This is a genomic window from Afipia massiliensis, assembly GCF_014203115.1.
GTDB classification, from domain to species: Bacteria; Pseudomonadota; Alphaproteobacteria; order Rhizobiales; family Xanthobacteraceae; genus Afipia; species Afipia massiliensis.
The window spans coordinates 43,967-66,361 of sequence record NZ_JACHIJ010000002.1; the positions used below are offsets into that span (position 1 = coordinate 43,967).

Annotated in this window: 19 protein-coding genes, 2 tRNA genes and 1 pseudogene; 10 read left to right on the top strand and 12 right to left on the bottom strand. The window is 61.9% G+C overall.

The genetic code is table 11. From position 1 onward, the window contains the following. Nucleotides 1-7: 7 nt before the first annotated feature. The 4 genes from HNQ36_RS04900 to dusB all read right to left on the bottom strand — a co-directional run bounded on the left by HNQ36_RS04900 (nt 8) and on the right by dusB (nt 6,154). A complete protein-coding gene (locus HNQ36_RS04900) occupies nt 8-2,278 on the bottom strand; it encodes a sensor histidine kinase NtrY-like (RefSeq protein WP_184082834.1) in 2,271 nt (756 codons plus the stop codon). Between the two features lie 239 nt (nt 2,279-2,517). After that, on the bottom strand, nt 2,518-3,960 hold the full coding sequence (gene ntrC, locus HNQ36_RS04905) for a nitrogen regulation protein NR(I) (RefSeq protein WP_046826329.1): 1,443 nt from the start codon (nt 3,958-3,960) through the stop codon (nt 2,518-2,520). Between the two features lie 2 nt (nt 3,961-3,962). Beyond that, nucleotides 3,963-5,132, bottom strand: a complete 1,170-nt coding sequence (locus HNQ36_RS04910) for a two-component system sensor histidine kinase NtrB (RefSeq protein WP_184082835.1) — start codon at nt 5,130-5,132, stop codon at nt 3,963-3,965. Further along, nucleotides 5,129-6,154 (bottom strand): tRNA dihydrouridine synthase DusB, encoded by a 1,026-nt coding sequence (gene dusB / locus HNQ36_RS04915; protein WP_184084051.1) that lies wholly within the window; start codon nt 6,152-6,154, stop codon nt 5,129-5,131. Before dusB ends, HNQ36_RS04910 begins: the two co-directional genes overlap by 4 nt. Nucleotides 6,155-6,409: 255 nt before the next feature. Between dusB and HNQ36_RS04920 the strand changes: the two genes are divergently transcribed. Both HNQ36_RS04920 and HNQ36_RS04925 read left to right on the top strand, forming a co-directional pair. After that, on the top strand, nt 6,410-7,609 hold the full coding sequence (locus HNQ36_RS04920) for a bifunctional 2-C-methyl-D-erythritol 4-phosphate cytidylyltransferase/2-C-methyl-D-erythritol 2,4-cyclodiphosphate synthase (protein WP_184082836.1): 1,200 nt from the start codon (nt 6,410-6,412) through the stop codon (nt 7,607-7,609). Next, nucleotides 7,606-8,076 (top strand): annotated as a pseudogene (locus tag HNQ36_RS04925) (CinA family protein); the annotation flags it as partial. The gene HNQ36_RS04920 and the pseudogene HNQ36_RS04925, both read left to right, overlap by 4 nt. Nucleotides 8,077-8,110: 34 nt before the next feature. Here HNQ36_RS04925 and HNQ36_RS04930 read toward each other — a convergent pair. After that, nucleotides 8,111-8,581 (bottom strand): type II toxin-antitoxin system RatA family toxin, encoded by a 471-nt coding sequence (locus HNQ36_RS04930; protein WP_430641348.1) that lies wholly within the window; start codon nt 8,579-8,581, stop codon nt 8,111-8,113. A 9-nt stretch (nt 8,582-8,590) separates the two neighbouring features. Next, the gene (gene lipA / locus HNQ36_RS04935) at nt 8,591-9,550 is read right to left on the bottom strand and encodes a lipoyl synthase (RefSeq protein ID WP_184082838.1); all 960 of its coding nucleotides are present in this window, start codon (nt 9,548-9,550) and stop codon (nt 8,591-8,593) included. 139 nt (nt 9,551-9,689) lie between these two features. Between lipA and HNQ36_RS04940 the strand changes: the two genes are divergently transcribed. Further along, nucleotides 9,690-10,286 (top strand): DNA-3-methyladenine glycosylase, encoded by a 597-nt coding sequence (locus HNQ36_RS04940; protein ID WP_184082839.1) that lies wholly within the window; start codon nt 9,690-9,692, stop codon nt 10,284-10,286. Nucleotides 10,287-10,634: 348 nt separating this feature from the next. Here the strand turns inward: HNQ36_RS04940 and HNQ36_RS04945 are convergent, their stop codons facing one another. The 6 genes from HNQ36_RS04945 to HNQ36_RS04970 all read right to left on the bottom strand — a co-directional run bounded on the left by HNQ36_RS04945 (nt 10,635) and on the right by HNQ36_RS04970 (nt 18,654). After that, the gene (locus HNQ36_RS04945) at nt 10,635-11,021 is read right to left on the bottom strand and encodes a VOC family protein (protein WP_184082840.1); all 387 of its coding nucleotides are present in this window, start codon (nt 11,019-11,021) and stop codon (nt 10,635-10,637) included. Between the two features lie 49 nt (nt 11,022-11,070). Continuing rightward, a complete protein-coding gene (locus tag HNQ36_RS04950) occupies nt 11,071-12,237 on the bottom strand; it encodes an MFS transporter (protein WP_184082841.1) in 1,167 nt (388 codons plus the stop codon). Continuing rightward, nucleotides 12,234-15,092 carry a valine--tRNA ligase gene (locus tag HNQ36_RS04955; protein ID WP_184082842.1) on the bottom strand — a complete coding sequence of 953 codons (2,859 nt, stop codon included), beginning with the start codon at nt 15,090-15,092 and terminating at the stop codon, nt 12,234-12,236. The genes HNQ36_RS04950 and HNQ36_RS04955 overlap by 4 nt, the downstream gene beginning before the upstream one ends. A gap of 219 nt (nt 15,093-15,311) precedes the next feature. After that, nucleotides 15,312-16,130, bottom strand: coding sequence for a PopZ family protein (locus HNQ36_RS04960; protein WP_184082843.1), 819 nt, complete (start codon nt 16,128-16,130; stop codon nt 15,312-15,314). Between the two features lie 251 nt (nt 16,131-16,381). Beyond that, nucleotides 16,382-17,794: a TolC family outer membrane protein gene (locus tag HNQ36_RS04965; RefSeq protein WP_184082844.1), complete on the bottom strand. Its 1,413-nt coding sequence runs from the start codon at nt 17,792-17,794 to the stop codon at nt 16,382-16,384. A 194-nt stretch (nt 17,795-17,988) separates the two neighbouring features. Further along, complete coding sequence (locus HNQ36_RS04970; protein WP_184082845.1) at nt 17,989-18,654, bottom strand: protein-L-isoaspartate O-methyltransferase family protein; 666 nt, start codon at nt 18,652-18,654, stop codon at nt 17,989-17,991. 159 nt (nt 18,655-18,813) lie between these two features. Between HNQ36_RS04970 and HNQ36_RS04975 the strand changes: the two genes are divergently transcribed. From HNQ36_RS04975 to HNQ36_RS05005, 7 genes are all read left to right on the top strand, one after another. Continuing rightward, on the top strand, nt 18,814-19,461 hold the full coding sequence (locus tag HNQ36_RS04975; protein WP_246395287.1) for a hypothetical protein: 648 nt from the start codon (nt 18,814-18,816) through the stop codon (nt 19,459-19,461). After that, nucleotides 19,458-19,745, top strand: coding sequence for a hypothetical protein (locus HNQ36_RS04980; RefSeq protein ID WP_184082847.1), 288 nt, complete (start codon nt 19,458-19,460; stop codon nt 19,743-19,745). Before HNQ36_RS04975 ends, HNQ36_RS04980 begins: the two co-directional genes overlap by 4 nt. Before the next feature lie 122 nt (nt 19,746-19,867). Beyond that, a tRNA-Cys gene (locus tag HNQ36_RS04985) sits at nt 19,868-19,941 on the top strand. 104 nt (nt 19,942-20,045) lie between these two features. After that, nucleotides 20,046-20,120, top strand: a tRNA-Asn gene (locus HNQ36_RS04990). 117 nt (nt 20,121-20,237) lie between these two features. After that, nucleotides 20,238-20,543, top strand: a complete 306-nt coding sequence (locus tag HNQ36_RS04995) for a hypothetical protein (protein ID WP_184082848.1) — start codon at nt 20,238-20,240, stop codon at nt 20,541-20,543. Between the two features lie 2 nt (nt 20,544-20,545). Continuing rightward, on the top strand, nt 20,546-20,707 hold the full coding sequence (locus HNQ36_RS05000) for a hypothetical protein (RefSeq protein ID WP_170978712.1): 162 nt from the start codon (nt 20,546-20,548) through the stop codon (nt 20,705-20,707). A 128-nt stretch (nt 20,708-20,835) separates the two neighbouring features. Next, nucleotides 20,836-22,368, top strand: coding sequence for a porin (locus tag HNQ36_RS05005; RefSeq protein WP_184082849.1), 1,533 nt, complete (start codon nt 20,836-20,838; stop codon nt 22,366-22,368). Nucleotides 22,369-22,395 lie beyond the last annotated feature (27 nt).

A 22,395-nucleotide genomic window follows, 5' to 3' on the forward strand; every position in this document is an offset into this window, starting at 1 on the left:
CGTTCTGTCAATTGCCGGTTACGGCTTCTGCTTTTATTTCATTGGATTCCGCGGCACCGGCGTCCTTCGCCTGGCCGAAGACGGAGAATCTCATTCGCACCCAGGCACCCCGTGCACCGGAACGAAGGGTGGATGCGTCGTTCAGTTCGATGCGTCCGCCGTGATCTTCCAGAACACGGCCAACAATCGCGAGGCCCAGCCCGGTGCCTTTCTCGCGGGTGGTGACATACGGCTCAAGCAGGCGCGCGCGGCTTTCTTTGGGCAGCCCGATTCCGTTGTCCACAACGTCGATCACGATATCGTCGTTCTCGCGCGCGGCGATGACATTAATGTGTCCGCGCTCGATCTCTCCGGGAGGAACCGCGCCGATAGCTTCGGTCGCGTTCTTGATAATGTTGGTCAGCCCTTGCGAGATCAGCCGCCGGTCGAACTTCGCATGCATCGGCTCCTGCTTGATATCGGCTTCGATATCGACATCGGGATGCCCGACGCGCATCAGGAACACGACCTGACGAACGGTGTCCGCGACATCCTCGCCCTCGATCACCGGCTTGGGCATGCGCGCGAATTTCGAGAATTCGTCCACCATCCTGCGAATGTCGTCGACCTGACGGATAATCGTATCCGTGCACTGATCGAAGATCAGCCGGTCCTCGGTGATCACCTTGCCGAACTTGCGGCGAATGCGCTCGGCGGACAACTGGATCGGCGTCAGCGGATTCTTGATTTCGTGAGCGATGCGGCGCGCGACGTCGGCCCATGCCGAGGTACGCTGAGCCGTGACAAGCTCGGTAATGTCGTCGAGGGTAATGATGTAGCTCTCGTTGGATTGTCCGGTCTGTTCGGAACTGACGCGCACCGACAGGTTGCGTTCGACGCTATCGCGGCTGATCTCGATCTGGCCCTGCAACAGCCGTTGCGCACTGCTGCGCGCCGTCGCCATCAGATCGTTCAGTTCAGGCACGATCTCGGACAACGGCTTGCTCAAGACCTCGGATTCCGAATGCCCGATCAATTTCTCCGCAGAGCGATTGAGGACAGCAATCTTGCCAGCGCCATCGACGCCGATGATGCCGGCGCTCGCGGATGAGAGAACGGCCTCGATGAACCGCCGGCGGCTGTCGATCAGTCCGCTCGCATTCATGAGATCGTCGCGCTGTGTCCGCAACTCCTGCGTCATTTTGTTGAAAGTCTCGCCTAGACTGGCGAGGTCGCCCTCGGATTTAATGACGGGGACCTGAACGTGGAGGTCACCGGTGGAGACGAGATTCGCGGCACCCATCAGTCGCCGGATCGGAGCAACCAGCCAGTTGGCGAAATTCAGGCCAATCAGCACCGACGACATCAGCACGGTCAGCGCGATCACCGTGAACATCAGTGCGAAGGCGACCTGAATTCCGAGACGCCGCGATTCGAGTTCGGCGTATTCCTTCACGCTCGCCTGTGTCTGCTGCAACTGGGCAACGACACGCGGGTCGAGCAACCGCGCCACGTAGAGAAACGTGTCCTGAAACGCGCGCAGGCGGATGACCGCGGCAACATAATTTTGTTCGATGAACACCGCGATCTGGGGGTCTTCCTCCGTGACGTTCTTGAGGAAGTCTGCGGCCGGTGTCTGGAAGTCCTGCCGGATTCCGGTTGCCGCCGTCTCGAGGATATTGCGGTCCTTATCGATGATCATGGCACCGGGAAGATTGCGCGACTTCGCGCTCGACGTCAGCACGCTGCGGAAGGTTTGCCGGTCCTGATCGTACAGTGGCCGCGCACGCGCAATGTCGTTCGACATCCCAAGGATGTCGCCGCGAATGAGTTGGGCGTGCTCGTAGACATAGGCATTGGCGACGATCAGCGAATTCTCGATCACCGCACGGGTGCGAACCGAAAACAATCGATCCAGACCGCGATCGATGGTGACATTGGCAACGATCGACACCAGCACCGCAGGCAACACCGCGATCACCGAGAACAGGCTCACGATCTGAACATGGAGGCGCGCGGCAGCCCGGCCGCGTCGCCGGGCCTGAACGACTTGCCACACCTCGCGCGCGATGATTCCGAGCAGCAACAGGATGGTTGCGCCGTTGATCAGGAGGAACGTGACGACGATTTCGTGGGTCGGTGCGATCGGGGTCAGCCCGGTCAGCACCACGAAGGTCAGGAATGCGGACAGCAGCGCAAGCGCGACCGCAAACGGGGCCAATAGCCGATGCCACGGCCGGCTGGCCGGCTCGACAGCCGACGGTTCAATGGATTGGGCCGACGCCTCTGCTGCGCTCATGCGGGGATCGTGTCAGGCCAATTTTGCCGGAACACGGCGGTTGCCGTATCCAGTGATGCATTCATATCACAATGTTGCTGAATTGCGACAATTCCTAGGCGTGCTAACGAACAAAGCAACACCTTCAACCGGTTCTAACCCGAGCAAAGGGCTTTCAGCACCGATCCAGTTACCGGAATGCCACGCGACCTGCCTCGAGCAGAATTAGCTGTCCCCGGGAAAGAGCGCCAAGGAATGAACTAGCTGCCGCTGCGATAGACCTGAATATCGAGATCCCGGATCTTCTTGCGCAGGGTGTTCCGGTTCAAGCCCAGCAGATCCGCAGCCCTGATCTGGTTGCCGCGATTGGCCGCCAGCGCTGCAGTCAACAGCGGGATTTCGATCTCCTTCAGGATGCGATGGTAGAGTCCGGGCGGTGGCAGCCCGTTCGGAAAACCGGCGAAATGCGATGCCAGGTACATCTCGACCGCGCCGCCGAGGTTGTCGACATTTTGCGGCATGCTGCCACCGGAGACGACAGCAGGTGGCGCCAGTTCACCCTCGATGACCGAGCCTGTAATGACGTCCTGCGGATAGAGCGCGGCAAGCCGGCGCGCGAGGTTTTCAAGCTCGCGGACGTTGCCAGGCCAGCGATGCTGCTTGAGCCGCTCCAGCGCCTGCGCGTCGAGTTTCTTCGGCGGCAGGCCATCCTTCTCCGCCAGAGCAAAGAAGTGCCGGATCAGGTCAGGCAAATCCTCGATGCGCTCGCGCAGCGGCGGAAGCCGCAGCGGTACCACGTTGAGACGGAAGAACAGATCTTCGCGGAACAGGCCCTGCTGAATCAGGATGCGCAGGTCCTTGTTGCTGGCCGCGACGATCCGCACATCGGTCTTGATGGGGGTGCGGCCGCCGACCGTGGTGTACTCGCCCTGCTGCAGCACGCGCAGCAAGCGGGTCTGCGCCTCCATAGGCATGTCGCCGATTTCGTCGAGGAACAGGGTGCCGCCCTCGGCCTGTTCGAAGCGGCCGGTCGCGCGGGCATTCGCGCCGGTGAACGCGCCGCGTTCATGACCGAATAGTTCGGACTCGATGAGGTCACGCGGGATTGCCGCCATGTTGACGGCGACGAATGGACCATTGCGGCGCTTGCCATAGTCATGAAGCGCGCGTGCGACCAATTCCTTGCCGGTGCCGGACTCGCCGGAGATCATCACCGTCAGATCGGTCTGCATCAGGCGTGCGAGCACGCGATAGATTTCCTGCATCGCCGGCGAACGGCCGACCAGCGGAATGGAATCGAATTCACCCTCGTCCTTGACCGAGGCCGGACGCTCCTTCGGTTCTGACAGGGCTCGGCCGACGATTGCGATCAGTTCCTTCAGATCGAACGGCTTCGGCAGATACTCATACGCGCCACGTTCCGACGCCCTGATCGCCGTCATGAAAGTGTTTTGCGCGCTCATGACGATGACCGGCAGATTGGGACGCATCTTCTTGATCCGCGGTAGCAGATCGAAAGCGTTCTCATCAGGCATCACGACGTCGGTGATGACGAGATCCCCCTCGCCCTGGCTGACCCAGCGCCACAGCGTGGCGGCATTTCCGGTCAACCGCACCTCGTATCCGGCGCGTGACAGCGCCTGATTGAGGACGGTTCGGATGGCTGTGTCGTCGTCAGCGACAAGTATGCTACCTGCGGGCATTTTTAGTCCTCATCTGCAGTCTGTGAGGCATGCAACGGCGTTCCCGGGCGCGCGTCGCTATTGCTTTTGGTTGGGTTGAACATTGGCAGCAGCACGCGGAATACCGTTTTCCGCGGCAGAGATTCACACTCGATGATTCCGCCATGATCACCGACGATCTTGGCAACGAGTGCAAGACCGAGCCCGCTTCCCGTCGGCTTCGTGGTGACGAACGGATCGAACAGGTTGGGCAGCAGATCGTCGGGGACGCCTGGTCCGTTATCCTTGACGCAAAATTCAAGCGGCAGCGAGACCCGCGATTTCTTGCCTGGAACGGAAAGGCGCACGCCGGGCCGGAACGCCGTGGTAAGATGGATTTCGCCATCGGTGCCAAGCTCGGCAACGGCTTCGGCGGCATTCTTCACGAGATTCAGAAACACCTGAATTAGCTGATCCTGATTGGCCAGCACCGGCGGCAGCGATGGATCGTATTCCTCGACGAACTTGACGTTGCGCGCAAAGCCCGACTGCGCGAGCCGCTTTACGTGATCGAATACGGAGTGGATGTTGACAGGCCCCCGCGCCACCGGCCGCTCGTCACCGAATACTTCCATGCGATCGACCAAGGTCACGATCCGGTCCGCTTCATCGCAGATCAGTCGCGTCAGCGTGCGATCTTCGGGAGATGCCGCTTGTTCGAGCAGTTGCGCGGCTCCACGGATACCCGACAGCGGGTTCTTGATCTCGTGCGCGAGCATCGCGGCCAGCGCGATCACCGAACGCGCAGCACTTCGATGGGTAAGCTGCCGGTCCATCTTGTCGGCGATGGTGCGTTCCTGAAGCATCACAACGATGTGCCCCGGATGCTCGCCCAGCGGCGCGACATGCAGATCGACCTGACGGTCGCCGCCGATGCGTGGCGTTCCGAGATCGACCTTGTATTCGTTCACCGCGGAGCCGGTGCGACGGACCTGATCGATCAACGCCAGCAGCGGGCTGCCGAACGGGACAAGTTCGCGCAGCATCTGCCGCTGCAAATGCGGGATAGATGTTTCAAAGAAAGATTCGGCCGCGATATTCGCATCGAGGATCTTGCCATCCGGAGCAATCAGCATCACCGGATTGGGTAGCGCGTTGAGAATCGCGTCGCTGTTGGCGAGCTGCGGAACGCGTTGCTCGGCGACGTTGCTCATGCAGCAGCGCTCCAGGAAAATTCGCCAAAGGCATCATGAAGCGAGCGGCGCACGTGAGCCGGGTCAGTTGCAGTCAGGATGATTTGCCGCCATCGCTTGAGGACATCGCCGGACGCAGCACTCCCCTTCGCGGCCACATCGAGCGCCCAGCCGAGATGCTTTCGCGCGTGGCGTGTGCCGACACGAGGTCCGTAGTGCTCCACCACCTGATCGTAGAGATTGCAGAGATGGTCCAGTTGCGTGCTGAGTTGCGGCGTCTGTTCCAGCTCGCCGCCGTCGAGACGGCGGGCGATCTGTCCGGGCAGCCACGGCTGCCCCTGCGCGCCGCGTCCGATCATGACCGCGTCCGCGCCAGAAGCTTCGAGCGCGATAGCGGCTTGTTCGAACGAGGTGATATCGCCGTTGACCACCACAGGCACGGTCACAGCATCCTTGACCGGCCGCACCGCAGTCCAGTCGGCGCTTCCCTTGTAGAACTGGCAGCGCGTGCGGCCGTGGACGGTGATCATTTTCACGCCTGCCGCTTCCGCGCGGCGTGCAAGCTCTGGTGCGTTGAGCGACGTGTCGTCCCAGCCCAGCCGCATCTTCAGCGTCACCGGGACGCTGACCGCAGACACCGTGGCCTCAACAAGCCGCAGCGCATGATCTAGATCGCGCATCAGCGCAGAGCCGGACTGGCCGCCGGTCACGTGGCGCGCCGGGCAGCCCATGTTGATGTCGATGATGTCGGCGCCGGCGGCTTCCGAGATTCGCGCGCCCTCGGCCATCCAGTGCGTTTCACAGCCGGCGAGCTGAACTACATGCGGGCCGATACCGGCGGCCTCACAGCGCAGGACGGACATTGGGCGGCCGCGCGCCAGATCGTCGCTGGCCGTCATTTCGGAGACGACGAGACCGGCTCCCAGCTCGGCGGCGATGCGGCGAAACGGAGCGTCGGTCACGCCCGACATCGGTGCGAGCAGGACGCGATTGGCAACTTCGATGTCGCCGATGGTCAGCGCTGCCTGACGTGCCGGTGCCATGCCGATCACCGCGTATCCCGTTTTCTGACGAACCCCGCCTCATTGCGGAGGGCGCATAGCTCAATTTCTAAGCATCGAAAATCATGCCTACACTTTAGCCATTTATGGGCGGCACGCAAGTGCAACGCACCAATTCTTCCAAATTCTTCACAGGGTTGGGAATCGTGCTGTTCCCGGCCCAAATATGCTAAGGGCAGCACCCAAACCCGCCAACATTCGGCTCATCTACCCTGCTCGGACGGTCGTTACCTACTCATGCCAACTTCAAAACGGACTGCCGCTATCATCGTTGCCGCCGGCCGCGGGCTTCGCGCCGGCACTGGCGGCCCCAAGCAATACCGATCCATCGGCGGTAAAACCGTCCTTTCGAGGGCGATGGAGCCGTTCTGCACACATCCGGATGTCTTCGCCGTTCAGCCGGTGCGCAACCCGGATGACGCCGATATTTTCGACCAGGCTGTCTGCCACCTCAAATATCAGACGCCTGTAAGCGGCGGCGCGACGCGGCAGGCTTCCGTTCGTGCCGGTCTTGAAGCGCTTGCGAGTGAGGCGCCGGACATCGTTCTTATTCACGATGCGGCGCGCGCGTTCGTCACCGACAAAGTGATCTCGCGCGCCATCGATGCGGCGCTGATCACGGGTGCTGCGATCCCGGTCGTTGCGGTAACAGACACCATCAAGGTCGTAGATGGATCGGGCGCGGTACAGGCGACGCCTGATCGCGCGAACTTGCGGATCGCGCAGACGCCGCAGGCGTTTCGTTTCGATGTGATTCTGGAAGCCCATCGCCGCGCCGCGCGCGAGGGCCGCGACGATTTCACCGACGACGCTGCAATTGCCGAATGGGCAGGATTGACCGTCGCGACCTTTGAAGGCGATGCTGCGAACATGAAGCTGACCACCCCCGAAGATTTTGCACGCGAAGAAGCGCGCCTCGGCGCCATGCTGGGCGATATCCGCACCGGCACCGGCTACGATGTGCATGCGCTGACCGACGGCGATCACCTGATGCTGTGCGGCGTGCGCGTGCCGTTCAATCGCGGCTTTCTTGCTCACTCCGACGGCGACGTCGGACTGCATGCGATTGTCGACGCCATCCTCGGCGCGCTGGCCGACGGCGACATCGGCTCGCACTTTCCGCCGAGCGATCCGAAGTGGAAGGGCGCTGCGTCCGATCAGTTCCTGAAACATGCCGTCGAACTCGTCGGCAAGCGCGGCGGGCGTATCGCGCATCTCGAAGTAACGATGATTTGCGAAGCGCCTAAAATTGGTCCGCTGCGTGACGCGATGCGCGCGAAGATCGCCGAGATCACCGGGCTTCCGCAGTCGCGCGTTGCAGTGAAAGCAACGACAAGCGAGCGGCTCGGTTTCACGGGACGCCAGGAAGGCATTGCCGCGACCGCGAGCGCGACCATCCGGTTGCCTTGGGACGCTAACGACGGGCAGTTCGCATGAGCACCAGCGCCATTCGCGCCCTCTCCCGCTCGTTGCTGGATCTGTGCCGGATGCGCAAGCTGACGATTGCGACCGCCGAATCCTGCACCGGCGGTCTGGTCGCAGCGGCATTGACCGAAATTCCCGGCTCTTCCGATGTGGTCGATCGCGGCTTCGTCACCTATTCCAACGAGGCCAAGCACGCGATGCTAGGTGTCGAGACCTCGACGCTCGAAACATTCGGTGCGGTGAGCAAGGAAACCGCGACTGCGATGGCATTCGGTGCGCTCGAACATGCCGATGTCGATCTGGCGGTTTCCATTACCGGGATCGCAGGCCCCGGCGGCGCAACGCCGGGAAAACCTGTGGGACTGGTGCATCTGGCGGTCGCCGCGCGCGATGGCCGTATCGCGCACAAGGAATGCCGCTTCGGGGCCGTCGGCCGCAACAATGTCCGCGAACAGTCGGTCGTGGAAGCGCTGAAGATGCTGGCAGAGATGGCGCGCGGACCGCAGCCGCCGCTCAAGAAGCGCCCGCGCGCGGCCGCCCATAGATTGCGTCCGCGCGTTTCTCGAACGCCGCGGCGAAGCGGTGGAAAGCTGCGTCGAACATCGCGCCCATCAGCACCGCGAGTATCCGACTCTTGAACTCGTAGGCGATAAAGAATCCGACGATGCAGGCATCATCGGATTTCGCCTCGAAGGTCCAGCGGTTCTCGAACTTGCTGAACGGACCTTGCAAATACTCGACCATGATTTTCAGGTCCGGACGATCGAGCGTCACCCGGCTTGTGAATTTCTCGCGGACAAGCTGAAACGACACCGTCATGTCGGCGACGATGACCTCGCGGCCGTCAGGCTTCGCTGTCCGCTGGCGGACTTTCAACGACTGGCATAACGGCACGAATTCGGGATAGCGTTCGACGTCGGCGACCAGATCGAACATTTTCTCTGCGCTGTGATGCACGCGGCGCTTGTTTGAAAAGTGTGGCATCGTGGAAGGCTAGCGTCCGGCTGCCGCACGCGCTGTTTGCAGCTTGGCAAAATCCTCGCCGGCGTGATGCGACGAGCGTGTCAGCGGGCTCGCAGATACCATCAGGAAGCCCTTGGTGTAGGCAACCTTCTCGTAACCGCCGAATTCATCCGGCGTCACGTAGCGCATCACGGCGTGATGCTTGAGGCTCGGCTGCAGGTACTGGCCGATGGTGAGAAAATCGACATCCGCCGAGCGCAGGTCGTCCATCACCTGCAGCACTTCGTGGCGTTCTTCGCCGAGGCCGACCATGATGCCGGACTTGGTGAAGATGGTCGGGTCCATTTCCTTGACCCGCTGCAGCAGCCGGATCGAATGGAAATAGCGCGCGCCGGGACGTACGGTCAGATAGCGCGACGGCACGGTTTCCAGATTATGATTGAACACATCGGGCTTGGCCGCAACGACCTGCTCCAGTGCGCCGTCCTTGCGCAGGAAATCCGGCGTAAGAATCTCGATCGTCGTGGTCGGGCAGCTCGCGCGAATCGCGCGGATGGTTTTCGCGAAATGATCGGCGCCGCCGTCGGCGAGATCATCGCGGTCCACCGAGGTGATAACGACATGGTTCAGGCCGAGCTTCGAGACGGCCAGTGCAACATGCTCCGGCTCGGACGCATCGAGCGCGTTCGGCATTCCTGTTTTGACGTTGCAGAAGGCGCAAGCCCGGGTGCAGGTGTCACCCATGATCATGAAGGTGGCGTGCTTCTTGTCCCAGCATTCGCCGATGTTCGGGCAGCCCGCTTCCTCGCATACGGTGACGAGGCCGTTTTCCTTGACGATGTTGCGGGTGTTGGCATAGCCGCGCGAATTGGGCGCACGCACCCGAATCCAGTCAGGCTTCGCCGGCGACTTCGAATCCGGCCGGTTGACCTTCTCCGGATGGCGCGGGCGCACCTGATTGGAAGACACCGTATCGATCAGAACAACCATGAAAAGTCCGCGTTTTCCTTCGACTTACCTAAGCCTGCCGGTTCGTTGGTGCAAGCCGCCCTCGCCGTGCTACTTTGGAATGCATATCACGTCCTGAAGCAATCCAGCATGCCCCTCCGCGCACATCCCCTGCCCATAAATGGCTGAAAACCGCCTTTCCGCCCCTGCCGGACGCCTGCTGACGCGCAAATTCTTTGCCCGCAGCGTCCATGAGGTTGCGCCCGACCTGATCGGGGCGACGCTGCTGGTGGATGGCGTCGGCGGCATCATCACCGAGGTCGAGGCCTATCACCACACCGAGCCGGCGGCGCACTCCTTCAACGGACCGACGCCCCGCAACATGGTGATGTTCGGCCCGCCGGGGTTTCTCTACGTCTATCGCTCCTACGGCATCCACTGGTGCATGAATATCGTTTGCGAAAAGGAAGGCTCCGCCAGTGCGGTGCTGATCCGGGCGATTGAGCCTACCCACGGCATCCCGGCGATGCGCCGCCGTCGCGGACTGCACGACGAGCGAACGCTGTGTTCGGGGCCAGGCAAGCTCTGCGAAGCAATGGCCGTGAGCGACAAACACAACGCGCTGCCGCTCGACGCGCCGCCGATTGCGATTCACATGCGACCGCGAAAGCCCGAGATCGTCAGCGGCATCCGTATCGGCATCACCAAGGCGGTCGAACTGCCGTGGCGATACGGATTGAAGGGCTCGCGATTTCTCAGCAAGCCATTTCCGGCATAAGGCGAAACGGTGACGAACTTCGCTGCAAAGGGCGAAGCGGTGACGTAACCTCGACATCTCGGAATTTCGCGATGTTTGCATCGCGGTGACGTCGTTCCGTCGGAGCGAGTGCTCGTTATGCGTAGTGAGCATGGGTGTAACGGCACGCACGCCTCGAAAACGTGCATCCATCAGAATACAGGCAGCCAAGACACGCCAGTTTTTCCGACTGCGGGATCGTCATCCTGAGGTACGCGCTCTTGCGCGCCTCGAAGGATGACTGAGGAAAACCTTTCATCATCCTTCGAGGCTCGCCCAAGATGGCTCGCACCTCAGGATGACGACCGCACGCCGCGCTTCGGCGTCCGATCAAATCGCCGCGTGGCAGACGGCCTCGATCCGGTTGCCGTCCGGGTCGCGCAGGAACGCGGCGTAGTAGGACGCGTGGTAATTGCGCAGGCCCGGTGCGCCGTCGTCGCTGCCGCCTGCTGCGAGCCCCGCATCCCAAAACGCGTCGACCTGAGTTTGCCACTTCGCCTTGAAGCACCAGTGCCGGCCGGCGGCGTCCTCGGGCTTCGCCCCCTTGCGGATCGAGATGTAGACGCGATCCGGATAGGCGGAACGCGAACGTTCGCCGTAGCCCAGCCAATCGTCTCGGCGTCCGACCTTGACGACGCCAAGCGCATTCATGATCGCATCATAGAACCGCTCGGCAGCAGCTATGTCGGAGACGGTAATCGAAACATGATCGAGCATCGGTTACTCCGGGATTATCACTCCGTGATGTTCATTAGCCAGACTACATTCAGGCCCGGCGTTTTGAGAAGTCAGTCAGCAATGCAAACAAGATGACGGGAAGCGTTGCTACTGCGATGGGGATGAATGCAAACGCCGGATTTCCGCTGGCGTCCCACGCGATCCCGCCAATGATTGAGATGAGCATCGCGAGGCCATAACCGATCGTGAATACCCCCGCAGACATGCGGGGCACGTCATCGGATGCAACCAGCAGAGCGGGCAGCGTCAGAACGAGGGTCAGCACAACCGCGCAGGAAAAGCCGATAAAGGCGGCTGCCGCCAGAACGCCCCACAGGCTCGTTGCGAACAAAACGCCTGCAATGGCGGCGAGTCCAATCACCGCGCCACCAATGAGCGGCCACTTCTTTCGTTCCCATCGGCTCGACATGACCAGCAGAATGAACGACGCAGGCAGCTGCCCGACGTTCAGCGCGGTGAGCGCGGGACCAATCAGGTCCGTACGCTCGGTGTGGAGCAAAAATCCGGGAAGGAATGCGTTGGAGCAGAAGTAAAGCTGGTTGCTGGTGCTCATCATCAGGCCAAGCTTCCAGAGCAACGGATCGCGCCAGTCCGGCATCCACTGGCGTGGGCGGGAGACCGGCGCGCTCTTCCCTCCCGGCTGAAACCAGAAGATGACGAGCGCGATGACGACCAGCGGAATTGACCACAGCACGAGGCTGGCCCGCCAGCTTCCGCCAACGACCGGCAATATCACGGCGGCAAGAAGCACCGGGAAGATTTCGCCGAACAGAAGTCCGTTGGTGTAAACGGCGGTGGCGAAGCCGATCTGCCTCGGCACCCATTGGCGCACGATCGGCGGCATCGCCGGTTGCATCACCGCGATCCCCGCCGCCATGACGATGGTTGTGATGTAAAGCACGATCGTATCGGACGTCAGGCCGCGCAAGGCCGAACCCGCCGCAGCGATCAAAAGCCCGATGATCAGCGCGGGCACGGCACCGACACGCGCGATCAGCAGCGAGCCCGGGATCGCGACCAGGGCGAACAGGAAAACCGGAATGGCGTTGAGAATTCCGACTTCCGTGCCGGAAAGCTTGAGATCGAGAATAATAAGCGCCAGCACCGGCGGGATCGCAAGGATGGTCAGACGAAGACCATTCCCTGCCAGCCAAAGAAGAAAGAGCGCGCCGAATGTCGAGCGTGCCGAGCTCACGCCACGTCCTTCAGCCGCTCCAGTGCTTCGAGAATCTTCGCCTTGCGGGCTTCGGCTTCGTCGCGCTTCTCGCGCTGTTCGTCGATCACCTCTTCCGGCGCGTTGGCGACGAACTTCTCGTTGCCGAGCTTGGCATCGACACGCTTGATGTCGGCATCGGCCTTGGCCAGTTCCTTGTCGAGACGCACCTTCTCGGCAGCAAGATCGATCACGCCCTTGAGCGGGATCGCAGCCACTTCGCCGCGCACCAGCAACTGCACCGAACCGTCCGGCGCGCGATCGGCAAACGAAATGTCGCCGAGCCGCGCAAGGCGCTTCATTACATCGCTCCAGCGCTCCGCGCGCGACTTGATGTCGGCGGATGCACCGACCAGCACCAGCGGGAACAGCGTAGCTGGCGGGATGTTCATTTCGGCGCGCATCGAGCGGATTGCCGAGATGAGTTCGATCAGCCAGCCGATTTCAGCCTCGGCCGCAGGATCGCTGAACTGTTCAATCTCCGGCGCCGGCACAACGATGACCGGCATCGCCATCGGATCGCCGGCGATTGCCGGCGCGATGACCGGCGCAGCCGGTGCCTTCAGCGGCCATTCAGCCAGTGCGAGCAGCCCGTCGCGCTGCGCCGTCACTGCCCAGAGTTCTTCCGTGAGGAACGGCATGAACGGATGCAGCAGCTTCAGGATTTCGTCGCGCGCCCAGGCGATGCTGGCCTGAGTCTCGGCCTTGGCCGGACTGTCCGCGCCCATCAGCACGGGCTTTGCGAGTTCGAGATACCAGTCGCAATAAATGTTCCAGACGAAGCGGTACATGCTGCCGGCTGCGTCGTTGAAACGATAGGCCTGAATGGCGTCGGTGACCTCGCGCGTGGCGCGCGCGGTTTCATGCGCGATCCAGCGGTTGAGCGTCTCCTTCGCTTTCGACGGGTCGAACCCGTCGGCCAGCGCGCAGCCGTTCATTTCTGCGAAGCGCGACGCGTTCCAGAGCTTGGTCGCAAAGTTGCGATAGCCTTCGACCCGCTGGGTGGAGAGCTTGATGTCGCGGCCCTGCGCGGCCATCGCGGCCAGCGTGAAGCGCAGCGCGTCCGCGCCGTAGTCGTCAATGAGATGCAGCGGATCGATGACGTTGCCTTTCGACTTCGACATCTTCGCGCCCTTCTCGTCGCGGACGAGCGCATGGATGTAGACGGTCGGAAACGGCACGTCCTTCATGAAGTGCTTGCCCATCATCATCATGCGGGCCACCCAGAAGAAGATGATGTCGAAGCCCGTCACGAGCACGTTGGTCGGGTAATAGCGCTTCACATCGACGTCGGTGTCCGGCCAGCCGAGCGTCGAGAACGGCCACAGCGCCGACGAGAACCAGGTGTCGAGCACGTCCTCGTCGCGCGTAATGAAGCCCTCACGCTTCGCCGGATCGACGGCCATGTCATGGCCCTGCTCCGCCGTGATGATTTCCTGCTCGACGTAATAACCGAGCGCCTTGCCGACCGCTTCGTCTTCGGTCTCGGCAACGAACACCTTGCCGTCCGGCCCATACCACGCCGGAATCTGGTGACCCCACCAGAGCTGGCGCGAGATGCACCACGGCTGGATGTTCTCCATCCACTCGAAGTAGGTCTTCTCCCAGTTCTTCGGCACGAACGCCGTCTCACCGCTGCGCACCGCAGCAATGGCGGGCGCGGCAAGCGTCTTCGCGTCGACGTACCACTGGTCAGTCAGATACGGCTCGATGACGACGCCGGAACGGTCCCCGTGCGGCACCATGTGCGTGTTGGGTTCGATCTTGTCGAGGAAACCGGTTTCCTCCAGCCGCGCCACGATTAGCTTGCGCGCGGCAAAGCGATCCTTGCCGTCAAGCTCTTCGGCAAACATCAGCGCGCCTTCGGGCAGTCCGCGCAGGTAATCTTCATTGCCCGAAAGCGACATGCGCCCTTCCTGATCGAGCACGCTGATCGACGGCAGATTGTGGCGGCGTCCGACCTCGAAGTCGTTGAAGTCGTGCGCCGGCGTGATCTTCACCGCGCCTGAACCCTTCTCGGGATCGGAATACTCGTCGGCGACGATCGGAATCAGGCGGCCGACCAGCGGCAGCACCGCTCTCTTGCCGACGAGATGCCTGTAACGATCGTCATCCGGGTTCACCGCGACCGCCGTGTCGCCGAGCATGGTCTCGGGGCGTGTGGTTGCGACCACGATGTAGGTCGACGGATCCTCCACGTTGTAGGCGACGCCCTCGAGCGGGTACCGCAGGTGCCAGAGGCTACCCTTGACCTCAATCTGCTGCACTTCGAGATCGGAGATCGCGGTCAGCAGCTTCGGGTCCCAGTTGACCAGGCGCTTGTCCTTGTAGATCAGGCCCTGCGCGTACAGCTCGACGAACACTTTCGCGACGGCGCGCGACAGCCCCTCGTCCATCGTGAAGCGCTCGCGCGACCAGTCGCACGATGCGCCGAGGCGCTTGAGCTGGTTGACGATGACGCCGCCGGATTCGGCCTTCCATTGCCAGACCCGCTCCAGAAATTTCGCGCGTCCCATGTCGCGGCGGCCCGGCTCCTGCCGTTCCATCAACTGCCGCTCCACCACCATCTGGGTGGCGATGCCGGCGTGATCGGTGCCGGGCTGCCACAGCACGTCGCGGCCGCGCATGCGCTCGAAACGGCACAGGATGTCCTGCAGCGTGTTGTTCAGCGCGTGTCCCATGTGCAGCGAGCCGGTGACGTTCGGCGGCGGGATCACGATGGTGAAGGGCTCGGCCTCGCGCCGCTCGGGCCGTCCGGCCTTGAACGCACCGGCGTCTTCCCAGGCGCTGGCGATACGGGTCTCGATTTCGGCGGGCTGGTAATTTTTCTCGATCATCTTGCGTGCAATCGTCGGTTTATCGCGCTGGAACGCATCCAGCGCGCTCTAGCGCGTTTTCAGGCGTTGTGAAATCCGGAATGCGTTCGGAAACGCGAGCATAACTATATTGGGTGTTGGCCCTGAAAGCAAAACCTGCGGTATTCCGGGCACTTCCTGCCAGGAATTGAAGGTTCTGGGTAAAGCCGCCTACCTGGGATGGTTTGGCTTGGCGCGCGGTCAGCGGCCGCGGGAGACCCGTTCGATCTCGGCCTTGACGATCCGCTCGACCAGATTGGGCAGATTATCGTCCAGCCAGGACTTCAGCATCGGACGGAGCATCTCCTTGACGAGATCCTCCAGCGTCCGCGCGTTGTTACTCAGAACAGTGTTCTGCAGCGCGTTGAAAGCGGACTCGACCGCGGACACCGTCGAGCCGGACAGAATCTGCTGCGATGACATCTGTGGCGACGACATCTGGGGCGAAAGCATTTCGCGCGGCGGCGCCCGCTCGGTGAAGCTGGGCGCTTCCATCGCCGGGGCTCGGTGAGGAGAAACTTGAACCATCGGCGACTCGGTAAACTCCAGATCATCCTCGGGTTCGATCTTGTTGAACGACGGCGGAGGCGTTTCCGGCACCGCCATTTGTTCAGTCAGTTCGAACACGTCATTGTCTTCCTCAGGCTCTTCGGCCTTTGGCAGCGCGGCGGGCGCATCAAAGCTCGCCATCATCGCGTCGATTTCGTCCTGGCTGTTCTTTGCTGCAGGTGCAGGGGCCGGCTTAGGTGCAGGCGCCGCAGCAACAGCCGGTTTAGCCGGTGCGATCTTGGACGGCGGAATTCCCGACATCACCGGACGCGCCGGTGCGGGACGGGACATTTCCGCCTTGGGAACTTCCGTCTTTGGAGGCGCGGCAGCCGGAACAGCGGCAACCGGAGCCGCCGCAGCCGGTGCGGCAGTTCCTGCAGCCGGTTTCGCTTCGTCATCCGAAATGATGCGCCTGATCGACGCCAGAATCTCCTCCATGGAGGGCTCCTGCGCCTTTGCCGGTTGCGTCATCTCCGACTCCAAATCCTCGGCTCCAGATCATCGGACCTGCAGAGCCGCACACCACCGTCACGAATCGCTTTAGCGACCCTTCAGAACGGTATGTCATGGCAACAATTGATTGCAAGCAACGGCCTGCAAACTCGGCCGGTTGATCACAGCGCTGACGTGAGACGGTTAACCGGCGGCCTCGTGGAGCGGATAAGAAATTCGCGCCGGTTTCCCGACGCGAATATCAAATCCAGAACCCTACGAGAAACTCACTAGCGGCCGTCGGGAGTCCGTACGCCGAACCAGCTATCGCGAACCTGGTGATAGTGGACGCTCGGATCGTAGACGTTGGTCGCGAGTTTCAGGACGCTCGGCGACAGACGGCCGATGGAGTTCAGCACGCTGTAGGACGCGACGACGCGATCGTGCTGCGCCGTCACCAGCGCGACGCGTGCGTTCACCAGTGCCTGCTGCGCGTTCAAGACGTCGAGCGTCGTGCGCTGCCCGACCCTCGCCTCTTCGCGAACGCCGTTGAGCGCGATTTCAGATGCGGCCACCTGCGATTGCGCCGACTGAACCTGCGCCTTGCCGGCAGTAAGCTGGCCCCACGCCTGCGCAACGGTCGCGCGGGTCTGATCGCGAACCTGTTCGAGGTTGAGGCGCTGCTGCGCCAGCGATTCTTTCGACTGACGGATCAGCGAGTATTCCGCGCCGCCTTGATAGACCGGCACGGTCAACTGGGCGACGGCGGATGCGCCGAAGGCCCGGTACGTGGCCATCGTGCTTTCATAGGACTGCTGAACGCTGCCCTGAAGCGTGACAACCGGGAACAGCGCGCCTTCGCTGACCTTCACCTGAAGGAAGCTCACGTCGATGCCGTACATGGCGGCTGTGACGTTGGGGTTTTCCAGGAGGCCGCGATCGATCGCGCCGTTCAGCGTGGTCGGCAGGAAACGATCGACGGGCGAACCGGGCGCAAGATTGACGGGGTCGTTGCCGATGATGCGGCGGAAGTTCGCGCGCGTCGTCGTCAGGTTGGATTCCGCCGTCAAAAGCTGCGTCTTGCCTGCGGCAAGCTGCGCTTCGGACTGGGCCACGTCGGTGCGCGTCACTTCGCCGACATTGAAGCGATCGCGGGTCTGCTTCAGCGTCTGCTCGAGCACGCGGACGTTGCTCTTCTGCACTTCGACGATGGCCGAGTCGCGCAGATAGTCCATGTAGATCGTCGCAGCCGAGAACAGCACGGTCTGTTCGAGCACGCGCAAACCTTCGCGCGCAGCGGAGACCTGACTTTCCGCGGCGCGGGTGCGGTTGCCGGTCTGTCCGCCGTTGAACAACGTCTGGGTCACCGTCGCACCGACCGAACGCGGCGCATTTACGCCCGCGATGCTGGTGGTGCTCACGCGCCCACCAACTTGGGTGTTTTGCGCGGTGTCGGTGTACTGCGTTCCGGCGCTGGCCGTCACGGCGACGCGTGGACGATAACCGGACAATGCCTGTGGCACGCTTTCGTCAGTGGCGCGGACCGATGCGCGCTGAGCGTTCAATTGCGGGTTATTCTGGTAGGCACGCACCAGTGCGGCTTCGATGGTGTCAGCCATGACAGGAGTCGCCATGACCGAGCACACCAGGAGCGCGGCCAAAGCGGCACCAGCACTAAGCTTCATCCGATAGTTAGCTTGCATTCTTCGTTCCCCAAACCGGCTCCGCTCGCCATCTGAGGCGCGCTCAAAAACCGGGCAACTGAGTCGGGCTATGCCGTCCCGCGTCAGTGTATGCATCGGCAAGCCGGGGTGAAACCCCGTCCCGCCTGGACGCAACCGAAACAGTGTGGCTGGGACATTGTAGCCACACCTGCGTAATTCCGAGGAAAACGATCCTAGAAAGTGAACGCCGGACGGCGCTCCAGACCCGTCAGGACCGGCGCGGAGGCATCAAAAAGCACCCGGCTGCCGAAATCCGCCGGCGATCGCGCTACCAGATTGGCCCGCGGAGGCCTGCTGGTTGCAAACACACCGACGAGCCGCCCGCCCACCTTCAACTGCTCATACAGCCCGTCAGGCTCGATCTCGGTGGCGCCGTCCATGACGATGACGTCATACGGCCCATGGGCGCGGTCGCCCTCGGCCGGTGCGGCGGTGGTGATGGTCACATTGGCGAGGCCCAGAGCGGCCAGATTCTTTGTCGCTGCAGCAGCCAGCGCCGGATCCGGCTCGGTCGCGAACACCTCGGCGACGATATGGGCAAGGACAGCGGCCGAATAGCCGGTCGCGCAGCCGACCACCAGCACGCGGTCCGTTTCGGAAATCGCGGCGGCCTGAATCATTTTCGCGAGCACGACCGGCTTGATCAGGTGGCGTTTCGCCTGCCCGTCCGCGGCAACATCGATATCCATATCCAGATAGGCGATCGGACGCTTGCCATCCGGCACGAACTGTTCGCGCGGCACCGCGAGCATCGCGTCAATGATACGCAGGTCCGTCACATCGCTCGGCCGCACCTGACAGTCGACCATATTCTGCCGCTGGGCCGTGAAATCTGACATGGGATAACCTCAAGACGGAACTGATTGGGACAGCCGGATCGACGTATCCGGCGCGGGCATATTTGCGGCAAGGCAGAATACGTTGCAAGCCTGTCTATGGTATGGGCTTACGGCCGATGGCAGCATGCCGGGGCATGGTGGGAAATGATGGCACATCATATGACGACACTTCCGTTCCGCTTTCACATTTCTGGCCTGGTGCTGGCTGCACTGCTGATTGGCGCAAGCATCATCCCCGCCCCTGCGCAGACGGCGGCGACACCGATGGACCCCGCGGATCAGGCTCCCAAGCGCAAGAAGATGGTCGAGCGCGCCGCCGCCGTCATGAAGGCGCTCGGAGATGCTTCAGCGAAGCGCGGGCAGAAACTCCCGGCGCTGGCCGACTATTACGCCGCCAAGGCCGACCTCAAGTCGATCGATCCGTCCGCTCCGGAAGCGCCGCGGGCCAAGAAGCTGCTGGCGGCGATGCAGAAGAACGAGCGTGAATATGTCCGCAAGCTCGGGTCCAACAACATCGATGCCAAACTTGATTCGCTCGCCGGCAACGTCGAGGGCCGCAGGAAATTCGCAACCGATACCCGCAAGCAGATGTCGCGGCGGGGGCTTTCAATGGATATCGGCACGTCCGACGAGCACGAGACGGTGTTGAGCATCAAGTATTTCAAGATGGATCGGCCGACGGTTCTCAGTCTCGCGAGATCCGGCAAGATATTCGACAGGGCGCGCGATCTCGGATTCCGGTCCGTGATCTTCACGGACGGCCGCCTGACATGGACCTATGACGTGGCAGCCAATTCATTCAAATGAAGAAAGATCAGCGCAAACGTCGCGGCGGAATGCCGGCATCGGGTACGGACACATCTGTTCCGGAGTCTGGGTCCGGCGCGCTGTCCGCAACCGGCTTGTCGACTGTCCGGCGGCAGATGGGAGAGTTCGACGACCTGCCGCCCGAGGTGCGCGCGGCATTGATGTCCGCGAACGAGCCCAGCGATCAGATGATCGATGTCCTCTGCACCATGCATCGCAGTGGTTTTCCGGTCGAAGCCCTGATGAAGGTGATCACGGCAAGCAACGCCAAGGGCAGCAGCTAAATTGAGGGCTTGGTTATCACCGCCGCAAATCCGCCCAACCGGGCTCGGCTGCGGCATAAAGACGGGCCCCGGTCACGGGATTGCATAAGTGCCTGTGCCCTTGTAACTAGTCGCGCGAGTGGGGCCACGTGGCGGAGTGGTTACGCAACGGTCTGCAAAACCGTGTACACCGGTTCAATTCCGGTCGTGGCCTCCAATATTCTCTTATCCATTCACGCACATCGCGCTTTTTTCGGCGATTTACGCTTTGCAAGACTCGGGGCCTTTGCTATAGGCGGCCCATTGCTGCTTCAGCAGTATTCCTCGGTAGCTCAGCGGTAGAGCATTCGACTGTTAATCGAATGGTCGCTGGTTCGAATCCAGCCCGGGGAGCCAATCAAATCAATCACTTAGCTGTTTCCGATCCATCCCTGCCTTGCGGGGGCCTGCGCACGTGCCTAGCTTCTCGAAGGGCGCGGCGGGCAATCCCAGGATGGAACAGGCGGTTTTGAAGTGAGTGCAGAATCCAGGGCCGAGCTTAACCGCCACTTCGAGTGGATCGCGGATCGGCTTCCGGAAAAAGGCGGGCGTTTCGTGCGCTGGTTGCGTCAACCGTCATCGCGACTGGTGCGGATTCCCCTCGCCCTTTTTCTTGTCGTTGGCGGCATTTTCAGTTTCCTGCCCATTCTGGGCCTCTGGATGTTGCCGCTCGGGCTGATGCTGATTGCCCAGGACGTGCCGTTCCTTCAGCGGCCGCTTGCCCATGCGCTTGGATGGGTCGAGCGAAAATGGCTGGGCCGGAAGAACGGACAGCCCTAGCAATGAACTCACCTCTCGACATCATTGTTCCGATCCTGATGGGCGCGGCGCTGCTGTGGTGGATCGGCCGTGGCATGGGCGGACGGTCGATGTTGATCGCCACTGCAGTGACACTCGCGGTCATCGTCGGCGTGTTGCTGGTACAGAACGCCGGATGGCGCTGACGCGGTTGTCGTAAGGCAGGTTCCATTTCAGGGGCGCGAAGTCGGCGGGTTGTGTGGTTTCCCCGCACTTGCCGCCAACACCTCTCCCGGTAACACTCCGCAAATGTTACCGCACGGAGGCTGAGTCGATGAGCATCATCCATTCAGTAAGCGGCTCTGCAAGGCCGGCGTACACGATCAGACATCTTGTGCTTGGCGCAGCGGCCAGCCTCGTCGCGATCACGGCAGCGTCAGCGGCCGATCTCCCGGTCAAGGCCAAGGCCGTCGAGTATGTGAAGATCTGTTCCCTGTACGGCGCTGGCTACTACTACATCCCCGGCACCGACACCTGCATCAAACTGAGCGGCTATGTGCGCGCCGATGCGAACTTCCTCGGCGGCAACTACAACAAGCCCGGCTGGGATCAGGGCAATGCGGAAGGCACCAAGTCACGCGATCGCGATTACTTCACAACCCGCGTGCGCACCGAGCTGCAGATCGATACCCGCACCATGACTGAGTACGGCGTGGTGCGCACCTACATGAATCCGAGATTTCAGTTCGATACCGGCGCCGGGCCTTCGAGCGGCGTCATCACACTTGATTATGGTTTCGTCCAGTTCGCGGGCTTCACGCTCGGCAAGGCGGTTTCGGCCTTCCAGACCCCGTGGGGATCGTCCGGCGCCAACAGCAGCACATCCTTCCTGATCGGCGGCTACGATAATATCAACGGCATCTCGCAGATCGCCTACACGTGGGAATTCGGCAACGGGGTTTCGGCGCAGGTGGCCATAGAAGATAACCGCGTTATCAACCGCGCACCGCTGCTCAATGCCAGTCTGGTGCAACCCGCGACGGGCGTGTTCAGCGGCGTCTTCACCAACTCCTATGGCGGCAATGTTGCCCCTGACTTCGTTGGCAACATCCGGATCGACCAGAAATCCTTCACGGCGCAACTTTCCGCTGCCGCCCATAACATCCATGCCAACTATTACGCCGGCCCCGGCGGCATCGCGCCCGTCGAAACCGACGGCCACCCGTCCGACGTATGGGGCTTCGCCATCATGGGCGGCCTTCAACTGAAGGATTTGCCGACCGGTCCCGGCGACAAGCTGTCGCTGGATTTCACCTACATCGATGGCGCCGCGAAATATCTCATCAGCGGCGTGACCGGCAGCAGCTTCGATGCGTTCAGCGGCGGTACGAATTTCGCCGGCAGCTATAACGGCATGGCGGTGCTGTCGCTGCTCGACGGCGTCTACACGACGGGCAGCCGGATCGAGAAGACGACGGGCTGGGGGTTCCGCGGCGGCTTCCTGCACAACTGGTCGCCGACCTGGCAAACCAGCGTGTTCGGCAGCTACACGCACATCGAGTACAACGGGAACGCGACCGCAGCGTTCTGCGCCATGTTCACTGCACTATCTCCGAAGTCGAACGGCTTCACATGCAATCCGGATTTCAACATCTGGCAGGTCGGCACGCGCACGGCATGGACTCCCGTCAAGAACCTGACGTTCGGAATTGAGGTGATGTACACGGTGCTCGATCAGTCCCATACCGGTTCGCAAACGCTGACAAATCCGGGGGCGTTGACCGGCACGTTCAAGCCGACCGCCGTCTACGACTTCAAGGATCAGGGCCTGATCTCGGGGACCGTCGGTGTCCGCCGCACGTTCTGAACGGCACTCATCGGAACGAGCGCGGTC

Bases quoted from the DNA above. Each gene is read 5' to 3' on its own strand.
- HNQ36_RS04900 (WP_184082834.1), bottom strand. From the start codon at position 2,278: ATGAGCGCAGCAGAGGCGTCGGCCCAATCCATTGAACCGTCGGCTGTC.
- ntrC (WP_046826329.1), bottom strand. From the start codon at position 3,960: ATGCCCGCAGGTAGCATACTTGTCGCTGACGACGACACAGCCATCCGA.
- HNQ36_RS04910 (WP_184082835.1), bottom strand. From the start codon at position 5,132: ATGAGCAACGTCGCCGAGCAACGCGTTCCGCAGCTCGCCAACAGCGAC.
- dusB (WP_184084051.1), bottom strand. From the start codon at position 6,154: ATGGCACCGGCACGTCAGGCAGCGCTGACCATCGGCGACATCGAAGTT.
- HNQ36_RS04920 (WP_184082836.1), top strand. From the start codon at position 6,410: ATGCCAACTTCAAAACGGACTGCCGCTATCATCGTTGCCGCCGGCCGC.
- HNQ36_RS04930 (WP_430641348.1), bottom strand. From the start codon at position 8,581: ATGCCACACTTTTCAAACAAGCGCCGCGTGCATCACAGCGCAGAGAAA.
- lipA (WP_184082838.1), bottom strand. From the start codon at position 9,550: ATGGTTGTTCTGATCGATACGGTGTCTTCCAATCAGGTGCGCCCGCGC.
- HNQ36_RS04940 (WP_184082839.1), top strand. From the start codon at position 9,690: ATGGCTGAAAACCGCCTTTCCGCCCCTGCCGGACGCCTGCTGACGCGC.
- HNQ36_RS04945 (WP_184082840.1), bottom strand. From the start codon at position 11,021: ATGCTCGATCATGTTTCGATTACCGTCTCCGACATAGCTGCTGCCGAG.
- HNQ36_RS04955 (WP_184082842.1), bottom strand. From the start codon at position 15,092: ATGATCGAGAAAAATTACCAGCCCGCCGAAATCGAGACCCGTATCGCC.
- HNQ36_RS04960 (WP_184082843.1), bottom strand. From the start codon at position 16,130: ATGACGCAACCGGCAAAGGCGCAGGAGCCCTCCATGGAGGAGATTCTG.
- HNQ36_RS04965 (WP_184082844.1), bottom strand. From the start codon at position 17,794: ATGCAAGCTAACTATCGGATGAAGCTTAGTGCTGGTGCCGCTTTGGCC.
- HNQ36_RS04970 (WP_184082845.1), bottom strand. From the start codon at position 18,654: ATGTCAGATTTCACGGCCCAGCGGCAGAATATGGTCGACTGTCAGGTG.
- HNQ36_RS04975 (WP_246395287.1), top strand. From the start codon at position 18,814: ATGACGACACTTCCGTTCCGCTTTCACATTTCTGGCCTGGTGCTGGCT.
- HNQ36_RS04980 (WP_184082847.1), top strand. From the start codon at position 19,458: ATGAAGAAAGATCAGCGCAAACGTCGCGGCGGAATGCCGGCATCGGGT.
- HNQ36_RS05000 (WP_170978712.1), top strand. From the start codon at position 20,546: ATGAACTCACCTCTCGACATCATTGTTCCGATCCTGATGGGCGCGGCG.
- HNQ36_RS05005 (WP_184082849.1), top strand. From the start codon at position 20,836: ATGAGCATCATCCATTCAGTAAGCGGCTCTGCAAGGCCGGCGTACACG.